Origin of the sequence: Sporosarcina sp. JAI121, from assembly GCF_013408665.1 — a bacterium.
GTDB lineage: Bacteria > Bacillota > Bacilli > Bacillales_A > Planococcaceae > Sporosarcina.
In genome coordinates this window covers 2,388,846-2,409,999 of the sequence record NZ_JACCCL010000001.1, presented here as the reverse complement: position 1 = coordinate 2,409,999, position 21,154 = coordinate 2,388,846, and the positions used below count along the sequence as shown (strand labels likewise).

The window sequence follows — 21,154 nt, the reverse complement described above, 5'->3', positions numbered from 1 at the left end:
TCCAGGTACGAGGAATTAAAATGAATGTCGAAATCAGCAGTGATAACAACTTGCCTACCGTCGTATTCCTACATGGGTTTACGGGGTGCGCCGCTTCTTGGAGTGAAATATCTAAGCTGCTCAAAGATAAATGCCGGACCGTAGCTGTCGATTTGACCGGACACGGTAAATCCAGTATTCCGGAAGATGCCGACCGTTATTCGATGGACCAGCAAGTTAAGGATCTTGAGGCACTGTTTGCGGCGCTTTCGCTGAATCAATTCATCTTGGTCGGTTATTCAATGGGAGGGCGTGTTGCACTCGCATATACAGTCCGTTATCCTAAGCGGGTTTCGTCGTTGATCCTCGAGAGTTCATCTCCAGGTTTGAAGACGGAAAACGAGAGAACGGAACGTAAAGAAGCGGACAGTCGATTGGCGGAAAGAATCCTGACTGATGGATTGCCGGCATTCGTTGATTTCTGGGAGAGTATTCCGTTGTTTGCATCGCAGAAATCGTTGACAGCCGAAAAACGGCTAATGGTGAGGACAGAACGTCTTAGTCAAAGTGAAACAGGGCTTGCGAACAGCTTACAAGGGATTGGGACAGGCAGCCAAGAATCCTATTGGAGAAGTCTAGGGACAATCAATCTTCCTGTTTTGCTCATAACGGGGGAACTCGACACGAAATTCGTAAATATTTCCCGGGAAATGCAGAGACAATTCCCTAATGTCCGCCATGAAACGATAGAACATGCCGGACATGCAATTCATGTGGAAAAACCGGATACATTTGCTACAATGATAGAGAAGCATATTTCAGAAGTGAAAAATCGAGGAGGGTCACTATGACACGTCAATGGGAAACAATACGTACATACGAAGACATCAAATACGAACAGTATGGCGGGATTGCAAAAGTAACAATCAACCGTCCGGAAGTGCGTAATGCATTCCGACCTAAAACGGTGATGGAACTCATCGATGCATTTTCGCGTGCACGGGACGACCAAAGCATTGGTGTTATCGTGTTGACAGGAGAAGGCGAGAAAGCATTCTGTTCGGGCGGAGACCAATCAGTACGCGGTCACGGCGGATACGTCGGTGATGACGAAATTCCACGTCTTAACGTTTTGGACTTACAGCGTCTGATCCGTGTTATCCCGAAACCGGTAGTTGCAATGGTAGCAGGATATGCCATCGGCGGCGGACACGTTCTTCATGTCGTTTGTGATTTGACGATTGCAGCAGAAAATGCTGTTTTCGGACAAACAGGACCTAAAGTCGGTTCATTCGACGCAGGTTACGGTTCGGGCTACTTGGCACGGATCATCGGTCATAAGAAAGCGCGTGAAATCTGGTTCCTATGCCGTCAATACAACGCACAGGAAGCGCTCGACATGGGACTTGTCAACACAGTGGTTCCTTACGAGCAACTGGAAGACGAGACGGTTCAATGGTGTGAAGAGATGCTCGGCATGAGCCCTACGGCACTTCGTTTCGTAAAAGCAGCAATGAACGCGGATACAGACGGACTTGCGGGTCTTCAACAATTTGCGGGCGATGCAACGCTTCTCTATTACACGACAGACGAAGCGAAAGAAGGCCGTGATGCGTTCAAAGAAAAACGTAAACCGGACTTCGGACAATTCCCGCGCTTCCCTTAATCTAAGAAAAGCGTAAGGCGCCATTTAGACCCGAAAAGGAGGGATGAAGTTCTATCCCTACCAGCTGGAAGCCTTGGCGTCGAAACTGTATGTACACTAAGAAAGCTGCCTCTCATCGGGCAGCTTTTTCTGAATGGAAGGTGATCGAATGATACCGAACTGGTTAATGCAACGGGCATATTTAACACCCGACAAAACTGCTTTTTCATTCAAAAGTGAAAAGTGGACATTTGCACAACTGAAAGATCGTGCGATGACTCTAGCACGGAAACTGAGAACAAATGGCTTGAATGAGGGGAATCGAATTGCATTACTCGGACCATCCAATGCAGAAATGGTATTCATTATTCACGCATGTATACTCGCAGGACTTGAGATCGTCATGCTGAACAGCCGGCTGACCAAAAAAGAAATCGAGTACCAATTAGATGATTCAGGTGCAACAACCGTTATCGTGTCAGATGAACTAAAAAGTGTCGTTTCTGATACAGCGGTGCGGCAGCTTTCTTTTTCATCACTTAACGACAGTGCTGAACAGGTTTTTGTGACCCGGGAAATATGGGAATCCGACAGGACTATTACAATCATGTATACATCCGGTACGACCGGCTTTCCGAAAGGTGTAAGACAGACAGCCGGCAACCATGTTTCAAGTGCATTGTCGTCAGTTTTGAATCTGGGGTTGGATGAAGAAGATGTCTGGCTTTGCGCGATGCCGCTATTCCATATTAGTGGTTTTTCGATTCTCGTCCGTTCAGTTCTTTACGGAATGGAAGTCCAGTTACATGAAAAATTCGATGCGGTAAAATCCGCGCAGGCTGTCGGTAGCGGTTCGGTTACACGGATGTCCGTAGTTTCACTCACATTGGATAAAGTCCTGCGTGAACTTGAAAAGGAAAATACAGTTGCCCATCCATCATTCAAGACTATGCTCGCTGGCGGCGGCCCCGTGCCGATCGATTACTTGAATCGGGCAAAAGCACTTGAAGTACCTGTTCTCCAAACATATGGCATGACGGAAACCAGTTCACAAACAGCGACTTTGTCAGCAAACGATGCAATGAGGAAAATGGGTTCGGCGGGCAAGCCTTTGTTTTTCAATCAAATCAAAATCAAAGATACAGAAACTCCGGGTGATAAAGGGGAGGTATTTATTCGTGGACCGCACGTCACTCCCGGTTATATCGGCCGTTTTTCGGAATTAGATCCATTGGAAGATGGATGGCTTCCGACAGGAGATATCGGATATTTAGATGAGGAAGGGTATTTGTATATCGTCGACAGAAGATCGGATTTGATCATTTCAGGCGGAGAAAATATTTATCCTGCAGAAATTGAAAATATACTGGCTTCGCACCCCAATGTCCGCGAGGCGGGCGTTTGCGGGATAGAACATCTCGAATGGGGAAGTGTTCCGATTGCGTTTGTTGTGATGTCCGGGGAATTATCAGCCGATGATTTAGCGTCATTTTGCGAAGAAAGATTGGCGCGCTACAAAGTACCGAAATCGTTTTATATCGTCGATAAACTGCCTAGAAACGCCTCGAATAAATTGTTGCGTCGGAAATTGAAAGAGTTGGTAGATTTGGAGTAGGGGAATATCGGGACTGTCACTGCAATCCACTATAACCGCAAAAAAGGCTGTCCCGTATACCAGAAAACCGGTATGCGGGACAGCCTTTCTTCAATTACTTACCACTCAATGCTTTCTTAAGTGTTTCAATATTGCGCTCCATCAAAGAGAAATAAGTTTCATTGTTCTTTACATCTTCGACTGTTAATACACCTAGATTATGAAGCATCAATGATTCTGCACCGATTTCTTTGCGGACGACTTCCGTCAGCTTTGATGAAACATTCTGTTCAAATAGTACATAGTGTACATCCTGCTCTTTTGCTTCTTTGACAATTATGGCTAATTGTTTTTGTGAAGGCTCGCTCTGTGAATTAAGTCCTGCAATTGCGACTTGTTTAAGACCGTATGCATTGGCAATATAACCGAATGAAGCGTGAGAAACAAAGAATGTTTTGGAAGGCGCATTGGCGGCCATTTCTTGGAATTTGCCATCAAGTTCGGCAATTTCAACTAACAATTGTTTGAAATTCTTCTCGAATTCATCTTTCATTTCTGGTTTTGCCTCAATTAATTCTTCTTTGATGGAAGTAGCTAATTCGGCACTTAGCACTGGTGAAATCCAAACATGCGGATCGAGACTGCCATGATTATGCCCTTCATGCCCTTCATCACTGTCATGCCCTTCATGATCATCATGTCCTTCTTCAAGCATTTCTTCAGGAATATCTTCAGCTGTCGCCACCATTTTTACATGTTCATTTTTCAATGTTTTTTTGGCATTATCTACAAACCCTTCGAGCCCTAGACCGACATAGAAAAATAGATCCGAGTCAGCAAGTGCCATCATATCTTTTTGCGTAGGGTCAAATGTATGCTCGTCCGAGCCGGCAGGATAGATGGACTTGACATTTACTTGGTCGCCGCCGATCCGTTCGGTGAAATATTGAAGAGGGTAGACAGTTGTATAAACGGATAATTTTTCATTATCTGTTCCGGTTTCTGCCTTTTTTTGCGGTACCTCATTATTGTTGCAAGCACTGAGTAGCATAATTATAATTGCGGAAAAGATGATTAAGAATCTCTTGTTCATTAGATGTATCCTCCGTTTTTCTTAATAGTAACGATTACGATTTAGCGAACTGACTTTTTTATCATACAAGAGAGTTTCCGATTTGGCAACTAAATTAGCGGTTTTATTTTTATCGAAAAAAAGATGGTCCGGCAGCCGTGCCAAACCATCTTGTGAAGTAAATTACATTTTTTGAGATTCTTTCTCGGGTACGGGGTCAAATCCGCCTTCATGGAACGGATGGCATTTTGAAATCCGGCGTACTGCAAGCCATAAGCCTTTCAATACACCATGTTTTTCAACAGCTTCAATGCCGTAGTGTGAACAGGTGGGATAAAAACGGCATGAAGGCGGCGTCAATGGTGAAATTACCTTTTGATATAATTTGATGATGCCGATTATTATTCTTTTCATTTAAAATCTCCCTAATAACGCCTATATGTTTATTGTAGTGTCTTTGGTGGTAAATTAACAGAGAGATGAATTATATAAAACAAAAAAAGGGAGAGATTTTTTATGTCAAAAGAACTTATCGATGAATTGAATGTGCAAGTATCAACATGGTCGGTGATGTATGCGAAACTTCATAATTACCATTGGTACATAAAAGGACATCATTTCTTTACTTTGCATGCGAAATTTGAAGAATTGTATAATGAAGCAACGTTGCATATGGATGAGATTGCGGAACGTATATTGACACTTGGAGGTAATCCGGTTGCGACGCTGAAAGAGCATCTTGAGCAATCTGTCGTAAAAGAAGCGACAGGAAAGGAAAAAGAGGATGGAATGGTAAAGACGGTTGTTGCTGATTTCGGCGAAATTATGAAGTCCTTGAAAAAAGGGATGGATTTGGCCGCTAAAGATGGCGACGATATGACCGAAGACTTACTGAACGCGACCTACCAAAGTATCGAGAAACATCAATGGATGCTGAATGCATTTCTCGGTGAAGACAATAAATAAGTAATATGAATTCAAAAGATGGATGAAATGTCGATAGTAAACTTGAGGGGAGTGATGGCGTGTGGATATGAGTTCCATAATGGCCGGTCAATTAAGAAGTTTGCAATCGACTGTTCAGTTAAGTGTTTTAAACAACGCTCTTTCCATGAACACTGTAGCGGCTACTGAAATGATGAATAGTTTATCTGATCAGTCAGTTTCCGCTCATCCTCACAAAGGAGCTTCGATTGACGTGAAAGCGTAAATCGTGAAAAAGCATGCATCCCCTGTAAAAGGGGATGCATGCTTTTGTTCATTGTAAGCCATGCTAAAAAGAAAAAAGGATGGGTAGCATGGAAAAATACAAAATATACGTTTCGATCGTGAATCAGCAAGTTTATTATCACCCGGATGATTCCCCGTGGGAATTTGAAGTCGATGTGGAACGTGAGTATATTCCCGTTTTTCATCGTTTGTTTAAACAGATATACGAGCTTGAATTCCGAAATTTCCTAAGATCGCATTTACCGTTCATGCCTTATCATTATGGTAGGAATAATTACAAAGTCGATGAACGTACAATGAGATTGTATGCGCTTATTCATGAGTTTACGGATGAAAATACGAAACGGTTCATCGAAGAACTTCCGTATTTTGTTGATAGGAATGCCGCCCAACGCTAGAATGAACAAAAGGACGGGATTTCTATGCTTACATTTAATGATGTAAACGGTGGCCGTGTCGAGCTGATCTTTGGAAGAAATCATTCCGGGATGCCTGCTCGGCATGTTCTTGTCGTGCTGAAATATAAAGAAAAATGGCTTCTGACCCGCCATTCAGTTCGGGGGATAGAGTTCCCGGGTGGTAAAGCGGAAAAGGGAGAAACCATCGAGCAAGCCGCCATACGGGAAACGATTGAAGAAACCGGTGTCACCATTACAGATGTTACTAATTTTGCGGAATACATCGTTCGCAGCAATATCACCTTTTGCAAAGCAGTTTTTACGGGTAAAGTTGCAGAGATTGATGAGAATCCGAGACTTTACGAAACGGGAGGCGCTCTGTGGATGACAAATGATGAACTTGATGCTTGCGAAGAATTGAGTTTTCATATGAAGGACACAGGGATGGAATTGTTAAGAGAGTGGGTGGAAGCACATGAATCATGATAGTATGATTGTTCATCGCAGGCCTTACCCTTCACCGAACCCGCACGTTTTTCTTGAAGAAATTACATATTTGTCAGATGGTTTGAAAGTGAAGGGACTTATGGCAGAACCGATTGTAGACGGAAACTATGAAGGCATCATCTACTTGAGAGGGGGCATGCAGCATGTCGGAATGGTTCGACCCGCACGGATCGCCCAATTCGCATCTCAGGGGTTTGTTGTATTTGCACCCTATTACCGCGGAAATCGCGGCGGAGAAGGACGAGACGAGTTTGCAGGTGCAGATCGTCAGGACGCGCTGAATGCTGTTGATGTCCTTAAGCAGAATCCTAAGACCAATGTAGAACGAATTCATTTGTTTGCGTTTTCGAGGGGCGGCATCATGGCGCTTTGGACAGCTATTTTACGGGAGGATATCACGTCGGTCGTCACGTGGTCAGGGGTATCCGATATTGTATTTACGTACAATGAACGGAAAGACATGCGGCGGATGATGAAAAGGGTAATTGGCGGGACACCGAATAATATGCCGGATGAATACAGAAACCGGACGGCATTGTTTCGTGTTGATGAAATTACCGCACCAGTATTGATCATTCATGGCATGATTGACGAGAATGTTTCATTTCAACAGGCGATATTGCTGGAGAATGCACTGCGTGAACATAAGAAAGTGTACGAAACATGGTATTTTCCCGAGTATACGCACTTCATTCCCCCCGTTATGAATGCACAGTTAGTACGTGATCTGTGCAATTGGATGAGAAGGCAGGGGAAGTGAAAAAGCGGTTTTTTCAGATTCGAGATTAAAAATGAAAGGTGACAGAAAAAAGGGGTAGCACATTTACATGTGCTACCCCATACATATATAATTAGGCGATTGGTCCGCCTTTAAGAGTAATCTCCTCGGAAACAGTACCGAACTTTTTGAAGTTTTCACGGAACATATTTGATAATTCTTTTGCTTTTACATCATATGCATCACCATCAGCCCATGCATTGCGCGGATTTAAGACTTCTGTCGGAATACCATCGATAGCTATCGGCATTTCAAGACCGAATATGCCGTTGGTTTCCGTTTCAACGTCATTCAAATCCCCTGCAAGCGCTGCACGTACCATTGTACGCGTGTATTTCAGATCCATACGTTTACCTACGCCGTAAACGCCGCCAGTCCATCCTGTGTTGACCAGGAATACTTGTGCATCATGCTCATCGATTTTCTTCCCAAGCATTTCAGCGTACACAGTCGCTGGAAGTGGGAGGAATGGTGAACCGAAGCAAGTTGAGAATGTTGCTTCAGGCGATGTGATTCCGCGTTCAGTTCCAGCAAGTTTCGAAGTGAAGCCGCTAAGGAAGTGATACATTGCTTGTTCTTTTGTTAATTTCGAGATTGGAGGCAGTACGCCAAATGCATCGGCCGTTAAGAACACAATCGTATTCGGATGACCCGCGACTGAAGGATCGACAATGTTATCAATTGCTTGGATTGGATAAGCTGCACGCGTGTTTTCAGTCAACGTGCCATCATTGTAATCGGGAATGCGAGTTTCCGGGTCGACGACAACGTTTTCCAACACAGAGCCGAATCGGATTGCACCGAAGATTTCAGGTTCTTTTTCTTGCGACAGATTAATGCATTTTGCATAGCAGCCGCCTTCGATGTTGAATACGCCCGTATCAGACCAACCGTGTTCATCATCACCGATCAATTTACGGTTAGCATCGGCGGAAAGTGTTGTTTTGCCAGTTCCAGAAAGTCCGAAGAATAATGCAACATCACCGTCTTCCCCAACGTTAGCTGAACAGTGCATCGGCATAATTCCGTTTTCGGGAAGCAAGTAGTTCATGATGGAGAAGATTGACTTTTTCATTTCACCGGCGTATTCAGTTCCGCCGATAAGAACGATGCGTTTCTCCATTGAAACGATGATGAATGTCTCCGAGTTTGTTCCGTCGACAGCAGGATTCGCTTTAAATGTTGGCGCCGAAACGATTGTGAACTGGGATTCGTGTGTTACTAGCTCATCTTCTGTCGGACGGATGAACAATTGGTGGACGAACAGGTTATGCCAAGCGAATTCATTCACGACTTGAATGGATAGACGTGATGCCGGGTCTGCACCAGCAAAGCCCTTGAAGACGAACAGTTCGTCTTTTTTCTTTAAATGAGTTAATACTTTATTATATAAGGAATCGAAAATATCGGAAGAAATTGGACGGTTAACACTGCCCCAATCGATTTTGTCTTTGGAGGACGCTTCCTCGACAATATATTTATCCTTAGGGGAACGACCTGTATACTTTCCTGTTTGAGCCGTGACAGCTCCATCCGAAGTCAGTTTAGCTTCTCCGCGAGTTACCGCTTTTTCAACAAGCTGTGGAACCGAAAGTTGAATGTGTACATTTTCACCAGAAAGAATTTTGTTTAGGTCGTCGCTGATTTTTGCAGATATCATAATTATATACCGTCCTTTGCATGTAGTCCCATGAAGTGGGTGTCATCACATTTCCTAATTAGTATAACATATTGAGAATAATAAACTATACTAATTAAAAGCTCAAGCATTTTGATGTGAATTAGGTAAAAAGATTTGACATGGAACAAGATTTTTCGTAGCATAAATAATTGAACGGATACTCTTATCCCGAGCTGGTGGAGGGGTCAGGCCCTATGAAACCCGGCAACCTGCAATGACATTACCGTCTGCGCGAAGGTGCCAAACCTGTAGCAAGGCACGGTCCTTGTATGATAAGAGTGAAAGGTGCCTTTGAAATCATGCCTTTCCTCATGTATTAGTACGTGAGTGAAGGGCTTTTTATATGATATCGCCCTTAATCCTCGTGTATAGAGCTCGAAATGGCTTGTAGTCCATTCCGGTATGGAAGGACTCTACATGGGACATATGAGTACCGTATCAATCTCGTAGGATATAAGGAGGAAACGAAATGACTAACCGCAGACTATTTACTTCAGAATCGGTAACTGAAGGACACCCGGATAAAATGTGTGACCAGATTTCGGATGCAATTCTAGATGCGATTTTGGAAGAAGACCCGAATGCACGTGTTGCTTGTGAAACGACGATCACTACAGGACTGGTTCTTGTAGCAGGGGAAATCACAACTACAACATATGTCGATATACCAAAAGTGGTGCGTGATACTGTTAAAGGAATTGGTTACGTGCGTGCGAAATACGGTTTCGATTGGGAAACATCTGCAGTTCTGACTGCAATCGATGAACAATCAGCCGATATCGCTGCGGGTGTGGACCAGGCACTAGAAGCGCGCGAAGGATCAATGACAGATGATGAACTTGAAGACATCGGAGCAGGTGACCAAGGGTTGATGTTCGGTTACGCTTGTAATGAAACACCGGAACTGATGCCGCTGCCGATCAGTTTAGCCCATAAACTATCATACCGCCTTGCACAAGTGCGCAAAGATGAGACGCTTGCCTACTTACGCCCGGATGGTAAAACGCAAGTGACTGTCGAGTATGATGAAAACAATACGCCTGTCCGAATTGATACAATTGTCATTTCAGCGCAACATCACCCGGAAGTGGCACTTGAGCAAATTCAGAGCGATATTAAAGAATTCGTCATTAATCCAGTAGTACCGACAGAGTTGATTGATGAAGACACGAAGTACTTTATCAACCCGACTGGCCGTTTCGTAATAGGGGGCCCTCAAGGGGATGCGGGTCTGACAGGACGTAAGATCATCGTCGACACATACGGCGGCTATGCACGTCATGGCGGCGGCGCGTTCTCAGGCAAAGATGCAACTAAAGTTGACCGTTCGGCTTCTTATGCGGCACGTTATGTCGCAAAAAACATCGTTGCTGCAGGACTGGCAGATCGTTGTGAAGTCCAACTTGCCTATGCGATCGGAGTAGCTCAACCCGTCTCGATTTCCATCGATACATTCGGGACCAGCACTGTTGAAGAAAGTAAACTTGTGGAACTGACGCGCGAACTGTTTGACCTTCGCCCGGCAGGCATCATCAAAATGCTAGATCTGCGCCGTCCTATTTACAAACAAACGGCTGCATACGGTCACTTCGGCCGCACAGACATTGATCTACCGTGGGAACAAACGGATAAAGCCGGAGCATTAAAAGAACAAGCAGGTCGGTAATTTACTGAAAACGCTGGAAGCAGGGAACTTATCCTGTCTTCCAGCGTTTTTTTATATATGTTGATTATGTGAATACATGTATAAACGTAACATAGGCGCCTTACTGTACCGGGGTAGCCGGAGCGAATTTAAAGGAAGATTGCCTGGGCAGATGAAGTAGAGTTTTCCAGTTCTGTCGTACAGTTTACGTCCGCTGTCGTATAGTTTCTCGAATCCGTCGTACAGTTCGCGCCATCCGTCGTCCAGTTTCGTTTCTGTCGTACAGTTTACGTCCGCTGTCGTATAGTTTCTCGAATCCGTCGTACAGTTCGCGCCATCCGTCGTCCAGTTTCGTTTCTGTCGTCCAGTTCACGTCCGCTGTCGTACAGTTTCTCGAATCAGTCGTATAGTTCGCGTGATCCGTCGTCCAGTTTCGTTTCTGTCGTCCAGTTCACGTCCGCTGTCGTACAGTTTCTCGAATCAGTCGTCCAGTTCGCGTGATCTGTCGTATAGTTTCGTTTCTGTCGTCCAGTTCACGTCCGCTGTCGTACAGTTTCTCGAATCAGTCGTCCAGTTCGCGCCATCTGTCATAGAGTTTCATCGAATGGTACAATTGGTAAAAAGAAAATCATTCAGGAGGAGAAACAATGGGTTCATTAACATTTATGGGCTTGCTACTATTGGTCGGAGTTTTCGGGTTAATTGTGCTGATTGGTTTAGTGATTCTTTTATTCGTAAAAAAATAAGAGCCGCCTTCAAGGGCAGCTCCTTACTCATTTTTGCAGACTCTTATAAATTTGGCCTTTTTCCACATACTCCCGAACAATCCGCACCATGTCCTTACGATCATCATCGTTCAGCTCTCGCACAACTTTTGCAGGGGACCCAAGTGCAAGCATATTCGGCGGGATTTTCTTACCCGGTGGAACCAGACTGCCGGCGCCGATGAATGCACCTTCACCTATTTCAGCACCGTCTAAAATAATGGAGCCCATGCCGATAAGTGCACCTTTTTTCACCGTGCAACTATGCAATGTGACTTGGTGTCCAATTGTCACCTCGTCTTCAATGATAAGTGGAAACTGCGGGCTTTGATGAAGGCAGCATAAATCTTGGATGCTTACTTTACGTCCAATGATTGTAGGAGAAACGTCTCCGCGAATCACTGTATTGAACCATATTGATGTTTCGGCACCTATTGTTACATCTCCGGAAATCGTCGTATAATCTGCAATGAAAACGGATGGATCGATTACGGGAGTTTTATCTTTATACGGATAAATCATGATGCTCTGCCTCTTTTCTATATGTAGTGTATAATTATCCTAACAAAGAATAGGTTTTTATTGAAGGTTAAGAGGGAAATATACAGAAAAGAGAACTCAAGAGATAAGGGGAAGATGACCGTGTGGAAATGGGAAGCGGAAGGGCAGCCGAAAGCTGTCGTGGCCATCGTCCATAATGTGTACGAACACCATAGTAGAAATGCATGGCTTATTCAGAAACTGCGCAATAATGGTTTCCATGTCGTGACGGGCGATTTGCCTGGACATGGAGCAGAAGGCGTCGGTACAATCCATGATAAGCAATTTGATACATACAATAAATATGTCGAAAAACTGATAGCGGTGGGCCTCGATGATAATTTACCCTTGTTCATCATTGGACACGGCATGGGCGCGACGTTCATCATGCGGCATTTGCAAAGAAGGAAAATTGAATGCGCGGGAGTCATTCTCAGTTCGCCATGGCTTGCATTGCGACACCAGCCGCCTAAATTTTCGAATGTACTGGCAAAGCTATCGACATCCATGAAGCTGGACCATGAAATCAGCATTGAAATGTTGACAAGCAATCATGATTTATATGAAGAAGCCAAGCAAGACGACCTTTATAGAACTGAAAGCACTGTGGCTTGGTACAAAGAATTACAGGCGTACATGAAGTCAGTTGTACTGCATGAAGGAAGCATGCATGATATACCGGTGCTTATGCATAGTGCACAAGATGATAGGATCACGGATATATCCATTGCGAAGAAATGGTTGCTGAGGCAAGACCTTTCCGAATTTCAATATAAGCAGTGGAAGCGTCTGTATCATGATGTTTACCAGGAACCGGAACGTGAAGAGGTTTATTTATATACAGAATCATTCATGAACAATGTGCTACGGTCGCTCGGGTATGTCGTGTAAGTAGCGGGGCTTAACGGAGGGCCCTGAAAAAGTCCGATTTCCTTCAAACCCGTTGATATTCGTTCTGAGCGGACGCTTTCCACTCCAATCAACTAGTTCTTACTATAAAAAAGAACTTTTCCAGTGGCTTGGTTTAATGCGAGAGGCATCCACAAAGCGCCGAAACGAATTTGTAGGAAGATTCTTTATTCCAATTTATATAGCGCAAATAGACTAAAATTAAAACTATATATGTTGAGCAAATGAATATCTATCTAAACTAAGCGAAGGCGCCTTTTTAGGGGTAGCCGAAGCCGTAAGACTAGTAGCGCAGCAGCTAGGCTTATGGCGGGAGGCATACCCGAGCGCCGTAGCGGATTCAATGGGGTGCTTTATTTCAACTAATATAATAGTGAAGGTGTGATCGACATAACGACATTCGGATTTGTTAGGCATGGTGTCACTGCATGGAATAAAGAAGGAAGAGCACAAGGAAGTACAGATGTCCCGCTCGACGCAGACGGAATTGAAATGGCAGAACATGTAGCGGCAAGGCTTTCCGGCGAACAATGGGACATCATCTACACGAGCCCTTTGATTCGGGCGGCAAAGACGGCTGAAATCATCGCACGAAGCAAGCCGGGCCTCCCTCTAGTAGCGGACAATCGTCTGAGGGAATCCGGGGGCGGTCTGATTGAAGGGATGACAGAATCGGAGCGTGTCGAGAAATGGGGCCACTCATGGAGAAAACTAGAGCTCGGTTTCGAACCGCAGGAAGAAATTGTTTCGCGAGGAATCGAATTCATCGAGGAAATGAATGAATTGCATCCTGACAAACGAATCTTAGTTGTTAGTCATGGAGGATTTATCGGCCGATTAATCAAAGAACTCGTTCCTCATAAAGATTTTGGGACAGACCTTGAAAATACGTCGATTACTATTATCAAACTTCAGAAGGAAAGAAACTTATGCGAGTTATTTAATTGTGTGAAGCATTTACAAAGTGTTGAGTAAAAAGCGCCGACTGTAAGTGCTTTTTTTTTGGAGAAAAATAGACAAAGTACGGGGATCTGTCACTTAACGACAGCGTAAATAGTCAGAAAGTTCTTTGAAACCACAGACTAATAGACTATAATTAAAGAAGAGTCATAATAATACAAAATGATCAAGCAAATTATTGCTGTAAAGGGGCAGAATGGGATGAAATCAATTCGCACAAAGATAGTGGCTGGTACTTTTCTGATATTCTTCATTTCAATTTTATTAATTTACGTGGTTGTCAGTAAGCAGATGGAGAAAAACGCCACTGAAAACGTACTAAATAGCAGCACAGTAACTGTTGAAGAAATGAATCATTCCATTCAGAACTTCCTCATGCAGTATGAAAATGCGTTAGCTATCGTAGCTGAAAATAGTAAGGTCGTTGATTATATCGATACGCAAACTGGATTAGAAGATATGACGGATGGCCTTGATAAAGGAATACACGATGCATTTTCAACATACAAAAATCAATTATCTGAAACGGAAGCGATTTTTTTCGGATTTGAAAATAAACATACGAAACTAGTTGGGGATACTCCTCCGCCCGAAGGATATGATCCGACGTCGCGCGGGTGGTACCAGTTAGCGAAGGGAAATCCGGGTGAAGTCGTATGGACGGATCCTTATGTTGACGCATTTACAGGCGGCTACGTCATTACAGCCGCAAAAGGGATAGAGAAAGATGGAAAATTTGTCGGGGCAATCGGAGTCGATCTCCTACTTACATCGCTTTCAGACCGCATCGGTAAAACGGATCCTGGTTTCGAAGGTTACCAATTCATTTATGATGCAGCGGGTGTAGCGGTCGTACATCCAATTACGCAAGGCGAAAGCAGTATTGAGGAAAAACAGGTTGCCTCTATGTATGCTGACGGAACAACGGACGGAATAATGGAATTTAGCGAAAGTGGCAGAAAAAAGATAGGTGTCTATCAGACGGTGAATGGTTTCGACTGGAAAATAGGGACGGTCTATGATGTTGGTGCCATTAAAGACTCAGTAACTGCGGCGCGAAATCTAATCCTGCTCATTGCGCTTCTAACTGAAGCTGCTGTCATTGTTATTTTGTGGATATTGATTTCACGGCTAATTAGACCGCTGTACACTCTCCAATCCGCAATGGATAAAATGGCGGAAGGAAATCTTACTGCACATGCGGATGTGAAATCGAAAGATGAATTTGGCCAGCTTGCGGAAAATTTCAATTCGATGGTGTCGAAAGTCCGTGATGTCATAACAGTCGTTAACACGTCATTTGAAGAAGTTCGTCTTTCGGCAGAAGGTTTGAGTGCGTCCGCAGAGGAGACGAACGCAATCAGTGAACAGATGGCTGGAGCAATTGACGATATTGCGTCGGGAGCAACGAAATCTGCACATGATACGGAAGATGTGACGAAAACGATTGATCATTTAGGCGATCAAATCGTAGGAATACAGGAGAAGGCTGGTATAATGACGGGAATTGCGACAGAAGCGGAAGAGGTCAATAAGAGTGGACTCAGCCAGGTCAATCAGCTGCAAACATCGTTCGATGGTTGGAAAACGAACCTGCAATCGATGGCGGACGTCGTTGGTGATCTAGAAACAAAAGTGGGTGCAATCGGAATTGTCATGGAAACAATCTCACAAATCTCAACGCAGACGAACTTGTTGGCCCTCAATGCTAGCATTGAAGCAGCACGCGCTGGTGAACATGGTAGGGGATTCGCCGTCGTTGCAGATGAAGTACGGAAACTCGCTGAACAATCTGCACGTGCAACAGAGGAAGTAAAAACGACTGTTCAAGAACTTCAAAATGGCTCTCGTCAAGTTTCCTTGCAAATGAGGGAAACCGGGGAGACATTTGAAAATCAGGGAAAAGTCGTACAAGCTACACAAGTAACGTTCGGGGATATTTCAGGACTTATGAACAAGCTGGAACAATCTATCAGCAGTGTCTATGAAGAAGTGAACAAAGTGGTCGCACATAAAGAGACGGTTATGCAGACGATTGAAACGATGGCCGCAACGGCTGAAGAAACAGCTGCCGCAAGCGAAGAAATCAGTGCATCGACAGACGAACAGCTTCACGCAGTCCGTGAAGTGGCACAAGCCGCGGATACATTATCCGGATTGAGTGACGATCTTTATACCGCTATCAGCCATTTTAAAATATAACTATGACCGCCTTCCGATAAATTGGAGGGCGGTTTTTGATAACTAACTTTTTATATTGGGCAGGAATCGAGGATAAAGAATAGAATATAAAACAGAGTAGAATAGACAAAAAGTGTTACCGTTATATGAAAAATTAATATAATTATACATTGTGAATGGGGTTAGTAAATGAGAGAGAGTGGAAAAAGGGAACTCATTTCGTGGATACAATCAATAGCAATTGCATTTGTCATCGCAATTGTCATTCGCCAGTTTTTATTTACACCTGTTGTTGTATCCGGTCAATCGATGCAGCCGACTTTTGAAGATGCCAATAAAGTCGTCATATCAAAAATTTATAAAATTAACCGTTTTGATATGATTGTTTTCCACGCCCCGAATTCGGACGATGATTTCATTAAGCGGGTGATCGGCATGCCCGGCGACGTCGTCGTTATGAAAGATGACAAACTTTATATAAACGGAGAAGAATATGTAGAGGACTATATTCAAGAGGAAAAAGATAAAATAAACGATGGTCAGAAACTGACACAAGATTTTGAGGTGGAAGTGCCAGCAGGCTATTTGTTCGTTCTTGGGGATAACAGGAGAAACAGCACAGACAGCAGAATCATCGGTTGCATTGATGAAAAAACTGTTGTAGGATCGGTGAAATTCAGGTTTTATCCATTCAACGAAATCGGGGTACCGAAATGATAAGGCAAACCGATCAATCATATATCATTGGGATTGACGGCGGCGGTGGATCAGGAAAAACGACGTATGCACGTACTTTACAAAGACAACTACAGGGTTCAATACTTTTTGAACTTGATGATTTCATTCATATGGAGAAAATCCGTTATAACGACAATTATGAAGAGTGGTATTGCTATTATTATTTGCAATGGCGGTACGATTATTTAGTGGAAAAGATTTTGCAACCATTGAAAAATGGTTTGGATATCAATGAAACAATCGAAATATATGACAAAGCAACCGACAGTTATACATTGCGGAAATTTGCGGTCCCTGCTGGCACCACTGTAATAGTCGAAGGTGTTTTTCTGCAACGTCCTGAATTGAGATCATACTTTGATAAGGTCATCTATTTAGATGTGGATAAAAAAACGAGATTAAAACGGGCTTTGGACAGGGATACATATATAGGAAGCTCGGAAGAAATCGTATCAAAGTATGAAAATCGGTATTTTCCTGCGGAAGATAGATATATTGAACAATGCAATCCGCTCTTGTTTGCCGATGTAATCAAAAAGTGAAGGAGGGTAGCCTATGACAATTCCGAATTTAACTACGCAACGCCTTCGATTGACTGAAGTACAACCTGACCAGGCACCGGCATTATTTGAAATTTTTTCAAATCCTGAAGTGGTAAAGTATTATGGGATGGATCCGATGTACGAGCTGGTTCAGGCTGAAAAAATCATTCAGCATTTTAAGAACAATTATGAAACGAAAAAAGGGATGCGCTGGGCGATTAGCTTAAGAGACGGGGAACGATTTGTCGGCACAATCGGATTGAATAACTTGTCTGTAGGCATGAAAAAAGCTGAAATCGGATTCGAAATACATCCAGATTACTGGAGAAGTGGCATTACTTCCGAAGCTTTGCGGGAGGTTTTGAATTACTCCTTCAAAGAACTCAGCCTTCATCGTATTGGAGCGGTTACATTTCCCGCAAACGCTGCATCAATCGGTCTATTGAAGAAATTCGGATTCATGGAAGAGGGCAAGCTAAGAAGTTATTTATTCCAAAACGGTGTTTCTCATGATGCATTGGTGTTTTCACTCCTCCATTCCGACTGGCATGTGAAATGATTAGGAACATTCCAATGAGGGTATATTTTTACTGACGAATCCCAAAAGAGGAGTGAGGAACAGTGCCGAAAGAAGAAAAGAAACCGATGTCGGATAAAAAGACGGATGGCTTGAATCAGACTGAAATGCAAGGCAAGGAATTTTCCGATGAAGAACGCCAAACGAATGAAGTCGCGTCTACCGAGTACACAGGCGGCGGAGAAGGAAAAAAGGATCTAAAGAACGATAAGCTTGAAACAGGCGGATTTTAACTTAATTCAGCAGAAGTCCCCCACTTCCATAAGTGCCGGGATGATTGTTGGATATGCATTCAATTCAGTGGGGGTTCAAACCCTTGCTGAATCAAGTTACAGCCTCTGGCGTGATTGATTAAGAATTAGATGGCCTCTGCACAGTTAATGTGTAGAGGTTTTTTGCATTTTTGTTGTATGAATGACACTCGATTCCTCTACAAGTTAGCGCCCATATGATAAATTAAGTACATTGCAAGTAAAAGGAGTTACGAAAAATGAGTGATTTTTTTGAACGAAAAAAGAAGGAATTAAATATAGATTTGAACGATGTACAAAAGAAAGCGGTGCTGCAAACCGAAGGGCCGCTTCTGCTGTTAGCATGCCCGGGGTCCGGGAAAACGACGACGATGATTATGCGGATCGGTTATTTGATTGAAGAAAAGAATGTCAGCCCGAAACGGATTAAGGCGATAACATTCAGCCGAGCCTCTGCACGTGATATGACTGAACGGTTTGCAAGGTTTTTCCCGGAGAGTGCCCGTGTCGACTTTTCCACAATCCACAGTTTAGCGTTTACGATTGCGCGTACCTATTTAGAAAAAAACGGTACGACATATGAACTGATTGAAGGTAGTGGGACAGGTCGTCAGTCGGTCAACAAATCCTTTTTATTGAAAGGTCTTTATAAAGACGTATTGAAAGAAGAATGCACCGATGACGAACTGTCATCACTCTCGACATTCATCAGTTCAATTAAAAACCGTTTGATACCTATCGGGAAATGGGAAGATCTGAAAGGTCCTGTAGACAAGGCGGGACGTATTGCAAGGAAATATGAAAAATATAAAACACGCACAAGTGGTCATTTACTGCTCGACTTTGATGATATGCTGACGATTGCGGAGCAGGCGCTTCGGGAAGATGAGCAGCTGAGTGAGCACTACCGTACCCGTTATGACTACCTTTTGACAGACGAAAGCCAAGACACGTCACTTGTTCAACATAAGATTGTTGAGCATCTTGTGGCGCATCATGGCAATCTTTGCGTGGTCGCGGATGATGACCAGTCGATTTATACGTGGCGTGGGGCGGAGCCGGATTATCTGTTGGACTTTAAGCGTGTCTATCCGGACGCCCAAGTACTCATGATGGAACGCAACTACCGTTCGTCAAAAGAGATTGTGGAAATGTCTTCGAAGTTCATCAAACGGAACAAAAAGCGTTATCCGAAAGATATGCATACGGAAAACGGGAAGATGGAGCCGATCTACATTAAACAGCTGAATAACCCGAAACAGCAGCTTGAATACGTAACGTACGAACTGCTAGGTGAAAAGAATTTGAATGAGATCGCTATATTGTTCAGGAATAACTCTTCTTCGACAATGTTTGTGAACGAATTGCACAGGCGCGGCATTCCGTTTTATATGAAAGACGCAGACGATAAGTTTTTCTCCCATTGGATTGTAGAAGATATCCTCAATTTCATGCGTCTCAGTTTCAATACGGAACGGAAAGATATATTCGCAAAGCTCATTATGAAGATGAATGCATTCATTTCACGCAGCATGCTGACAACGTTTGAAAACAGTAACATACAAGGGAATGTATTCAGTACATTCATTCGGACGGTCGATTTGAAAGACAGTCAAATCAAAAAGCTGACAGACTACAAGAACGCGTACGACAAGATTCCTGATATGCGCCCTGCGCAAGTGATAAAGCTAGTGCGGAATGAACTGGGCTATGAGGCGGCACTTAAAAGCAGGGCCGAAAAGTTCGGCTTCCGTTTTGACAGTCTCCTAACCATTCTCGACACACTTGAAGGAATCGCATCCCAGCTCCGGACGATGGTCGAATTTGCGAACAGGTTGAAAGAACTTGAGCAAGCGGTACAAAATGCGAAATACAATGCACCCGAAAACGCAGTGACATTATCGACCTTCCATAGTGCCAAAGGACTCGAGTTCCGGCGTGTGTTCATGATTGATTTACTGAAAGGGGTCATTCCTTCAGAGGAAGATGAAAGCGACGTGGCTATGCTCGAAGAAGCGCGACGCCTCTTTTATGTAGGCATGACACGTGCAAAAAAGCGGCTTGAATTGCTTTCTTATGGTCAGGATGAAGGGAAACCGAAAGAAGATTCAAGATTTCTGAATGAAGTGCGGGGCCTGCTTCTGAAGCCTGGTGAAGCTCAAAAAGAGCAGAAACCGGTCAAAATTAAGAAAGCATCGATTCCGCTTAATCCTGATGGCATTAAGGATAGTGAAGAGCTTGCGGTTGGAACAGCGGTGAAGCACCGTGTATTCGGTCAAGGTGAAATCATCCGGCGCGAGGGTGACGAAATCCATATCCAATTCGGAAAAATTGAGAAAAAGTTAGATCTTGAAACGGTGATCTCCCTAAGATTGCTTGAGAAAGTTGCCATATGATAAAGCTCTTGTTGATTGGTTTAGCAGGAGCTGCAGGGGCGATTATGCGAGTATCTATTAGTCATGTCGTTTCCAATGATTCAGGATTCCCCTTTTCGACGCTAGCGGTAAATATTGTCGGAACGTTTTTACTATGTTTCATTGTAGCGGGGGCTTTTCGCAAATTGGCAATACATAAGGATATGCAAGATATCGTAGCGACGGGTTTTCTTGGTTCATTCACAACGTTTTCAGCTGTAAGTATTGAGACAGTTTTACTTGTGGAAAGAGGCCAAATTGTTTTAGCTGGTATCTATATCGTCTGTAGTGTAATCGGAGGACTTTCTGCCGGGGGGCTCGGCTTTCGTCTAGGCGGGAAGAGGGTGCGTACATGACGTCCATCGAATTATTGATGATTGGAATCGGAGGATTTTTAGGAGCTGTCATCCGACATTTCATATCAGCAAAGATGAATAAGCAAGATGGATTTCCGGCGGGGACATTGCTCGTTAACCTGGCAGGTTCCTTATTGATCGGTATTATTTTTGGACTGGAATTGCCTTTCTGGGCGACTTTACTGTTTGCCTCCGGTTTTGCAGGGGCATTGACGACATTTTCTACGATGAATAAAGAGTTGCTTACCATGTGGAAATACGACAGGAAAAGGATTGCAGTGCTCTATTTGCTGCTTATATACATTTCGGGAATCGGCCTCGCATTTCTGGGCTACATTGCAGGAATCGGCGTTTTCTAATTTTGTCTGTTTGAGTTGAGTCCATTGGGGAATA

24 protein-coding genes and 1 riboswitch are annotated in these 21,154 nt (G+C 43.7%); of the genes, 19 read left to right on the top strand and 5 right to left on the bottom strand.

Annotation, left to right across the window (positions count from 1 at the left end):
* Window positions 1-20: 20 nt before the first annotated feature.
* The 3 genes from menH (at window position 21) to HDC33_RS11385 (ending at window position 3,239) form a co-directional block, all read left to right on the top strand.
* Complete coding sequence (gene menH, locus HDC33_RS11395; protein ID WP_255457345.1) at window positions 21-830, top strand: 2-succinyl-6-hydroxy-2,4-cyclohexadiene-1-carboxylate synthase; 810 nt, start codon at window positions 21-23, stop codon at window positions 828-830.
* Window positions 827-1,645, top strand: a complete 819-nt coding sequence (menB, locus tag HDC33_RS11390; RefSeq protein WP_179392543.1) for a 1,4-dihydroxy-2-naphthoyl-CoA synthase — start codon at window positions 827-829, stop codon at window positions 1,643-1,645. The genes menH and menB overlap by 4 nt, the downstream gene beginning before the upstream one ends.
* A 148-nt stretch (window positions 1,646-1,793) precedes the next feature.
* Complete coding sequence (locus HDC33_RS11385; protein ID WP_179392542.1) at window positions 1,794-3,239, top strand: o-succinylbenzoate--CoA ligase; 1,446 nt, start codon at window positions 1,794-1,796, stop codon at window positions 3,237-3,239.
* A 94-nt stretch (window positions 3,240-3,333) separates the two neighbouring features.
* Here HDC33_RS11385 and HDC33_RS11380 read toward each other — a convergent pair whose 3' ends face one another.
* Together HDC33_RS11380 and yidD are read right to left on the bottom strand one after the other, a co-directional pair.
* Window positions 3,334-4,311: a metal ABC transporter solute-binding protein, Zn/Mn family gene (locus HDC33_RS11380; protein WP_179392541.1), complete on the bottom strand. Its 978-nt coding sequence runs from the start codon at window positions 4,309-4,311 to the stop codon at window positions 3,334-3,336.
* A gap of 162 nt (window positions 4,312-4,473) precedes the next feature.
* Window positions 4,474-4,704 carry a membrane protein insertion efficiency factor YidD gene (gene yidD / locus HDC33_RS11375; protein ID WP_179392540.1) on the bottom strand — a complete coding sequence of 77 codons (231 nt, stop codon included), beginning with the start codon at window positions 4,702-4,704 and terminating at the stop codon, window positions 4,474-4,476.
* 102 nt (window positions 4,705-4,806) lie between these two features.
* Here yidD and HDC33_RS11370 point away from each other — a divergent pair, with 102 nt between their 5' ends.
* From HDC33_RS11370 to HDC33_RS11350, 5 genes are all read left to right on the top strand, one after another.
* Window positions 4,807-5,256: a Dps family protein gene (locus HDC33_RS11370; RefSeq protein WP_179392539.1), complete on the top strand. Its 450-nt coding sequence runs from the start codon at window positions 4,807-4,809 to the stop codon at window positions 5,254-5,256.
* A gap of 67 nt (window positions 5,257-5,323) precedes the next feature.
* The gene (locus HDC33_RS11365) at window positions 5,324-5,500 is read left to right on the top strand and encodes a putative motility protein (RefSeq protein ID WP_218843264.1); all 177 of its coding nucleotides are present in this window, start codon (window positions 5,324-5,326) and stop codon (window positions 5,498-5,500) included.
* 88 nt (window positions 5,501-5,588) lie between these two features.
* Entirely contained in the window at window positions 5,589-5,918 is a 330-nt protein-coding gene (locus tag HDC33_RS11360) for a transposase (protein ID WP_255457344.1), read from the top strand.
* A gap of 24 nt (window positions 5,919-5,942) precedes the next feature.
* A complete protein-coding gene (locus tag HDC33_RS11355) occupies window positions 5,943-6,404 on the top strand; it encodes an NUDIX hydrolase (RefSeq protein WP_179392536.1) in 462 nt (153 codons plus the stop codon).
* Window positions 6,394-7,185, top strand: a complete 792-nt coding sequence (locus HDC33_RS11350; protein WP_179392535.1) for an alpha/beta hydrolase family protein — start codon at window positions 6,394-6,396, stop codon at window positions 7,183-7,185. Before HDC33_RS11355 ends, HDC33_RS11350 begins: the two co-directional genes overlap by 11 nt.
* Before the next feature lie 91 nt (window positions 7,186-7,276).
* Here HDC33_RS11350 and pckA read toward each other — a convergent pair whose 3' ends face one another.
* On the bottom strand, window positions 7,277-8,863 hold the full coding sequence (gene pckA / locus HDC33_RS11345; RefSeq protein ID WP_179392534.1) for a phosphoenolpyruvate carboxykinase (ATP): 1,587 nt from the start codon (window positions 8,861-8,863) through the stop codon (window positions 7,277-7,279).
* A gap of 181 nt (window positions 8,864-9,044) precedes the next feature.
* Window positions 9,045-9,163, top strand: a riboswitch (SAM riboswitch).
* 190 nt (window positions 9,164-9,353) lie between these two features.
* On the opposite strand from pckA, the gene metK reads away from it, so the two are divergent.
* Window positions 9,354-10,550: a methionine adenosyltransferase gene (metK, locus tag HDC33_RS11340; protein ID WP_179392533.1), complete on the top strand. Its 1,197-nt coding sequence runs from the start codon at window positions 9,354-9,356 to the stop codon at window positions 10,548-10,550.
* Window positions 10,551-10,734: 184 nt separating this feature from the next.
* On the opposite strand, the gene HDC33_RS11335 is transcribed toward metK, so the two are convergent.
* Window positions 10,735-10,902, bottom strand: a complete 168-nt coding sequence (locus HDC33_RS11335) for a hypothetical protein (protein ID WP_179392532.1) — start codon at window positions 10,900-10,902, stop codon at window positions 10,735-10,737.
* A gap of 400 nt (window positions 10,903-11,302) precedes the next feature.
* Window positions 11,303-11,815 (bottom strand): gamma carbonic anhydrase, encoded by a 513-nt coding sequence (locus HDC33_RS11330; RefSeq protein WP_179392531.1) that lies wholly within the window; start codon window positions 11,813-11,815, stop codon window positions 11,303-11,305.
* Window positions 11,816-11,929: 114 nt separating this feature from the next.
* On the opposite strand from HDC33_RS11330, the gene HDC33_RS11325 reads away from it, so the two are divergent.
* From HDC33_RS11325 to HDC33_RS11280, 10 genes are all read left to right on the top strand, one after another.
* Window positions 11,930-12,724 (top strand): alpha/beta hydrolase, encoded by a 795-nt coding sequence (locus tag HDC33_RS11325; protein WP_179392530.1) that lies wholly within the window; start codon window positions 11,930-11,932, stop codon window positions 12,722-12,724.
* Window positions 12,725-13,123: 399 nt separating this feature from the next.
* Window positions 13,124-13,717, top strand: a complete 594-nt coding sequence (locus tag HDC33_RS11320) for a histidine phosphatase family protein (RefSeq protein WP_370457442.1) — start codon at window positions 13,124-13,126, stop codon at window positions 13,715-13,717.
* 186 nt (window positions 13,718-13,903) lie between these two features.
* Entirely contained in the window at window positions 13,904-15,904 is a 2,001-nt protein-coding gene (locus HDC33_RS11315) for a methyl-accepting chemotaxis protein (RefSeq protein WP_179392529.1), read from the top strand.
* A gap of 168 nt (window positions 15,905-16,072) precedes the next feature.
* Window positions 16,073-16,600 (top strand): signal peptidase I, encoded by a 528-nt coding sequence (gene lepB / locus HDC33_RS11310; RefSeq protein ID WP_179392528.1) that lies wholly within the window; start codon window positions 16,073-16,075, stop codon window positions 16,598-16,600.
* Window positions 16,597-17,163, top strand: coding sequence for an AAA family ATPase (locus tag HDC33_RS11305; RefSeq protein ID WP_179392527.1), 567 nt, complete (start codon window positions 16,597-16,599; stop codon window positions 17,161-17,163). The genes lepB and HDC33_RS11305 overlap by 4 nt, the downstream gene beginning before the upstream one ends.
* A gap of 13 nt (window positions 17,164-17,176) precedes the next feature.
* Entirely contained in the window at window positions 17,177-17,722 is a 546-nt protein-coding gene (locus HDC33_RS11300) for a GNAT family N-acetyltransferase (RefSeq protein ID WP_179392526.1), read from the top strand.
* A 62-nt stretch (window positions 17,723-17,784) separates the two neighbouring features.
* On the top strand, window positions 17,785-17,973 hold the full coding sequence (locus HDC33_RS11295) for a hypothetical protein (RefSeq protein WP_179392525.1): 189 nt from the start codon (window positions 17,785-17,787) through the stop codon (window positions 17,971-17,973).
* A 257-nt stretch (window positions 17,974-18,230) separates the two neighbouring features.
* Window positions 18,231-20,387, top strand: a complete 2,157-nt coding sequence (locus tag HDC33_RS11290) for an ATP-dependent helicase (RefSeq protein WP_179392524.1) — start codon at window positions 18,231-18,233, stop codon at window positions 20,385-20,387.
* Window positions 20,384-20,761 carry a fluoride efflux transporter FluC gene (locus tag HDC33_RS11285; RefSeq protein ID WP_179392523.1) on the top strand — a complete coding sequence of 126 codons (378 nt, stop codon included), beginning with the start codon at window positions 20,384-20,386 and terminating at the stop codon, window positions 20,759-20,761. The genes HDC33_RS11290 and HDC33_RS11285 overlap by 4 nt, the downstream gene beginning before the upstream one ends.
* Entirely contained in the window at window positions 20,758-21,120 is a 363-nt protein-coding gene (locus HDC33_RS11280) for a fluoride efflux transporter FluC (protein WP_179392522.1), read from the top strand. Before HDC33_RS11285 ends, HDC33_RS11280 begins: the two co-directional genes overlap by 4 nt.
* Window positions 21,121-21,154: the final 34 nt, after the last annotated feature.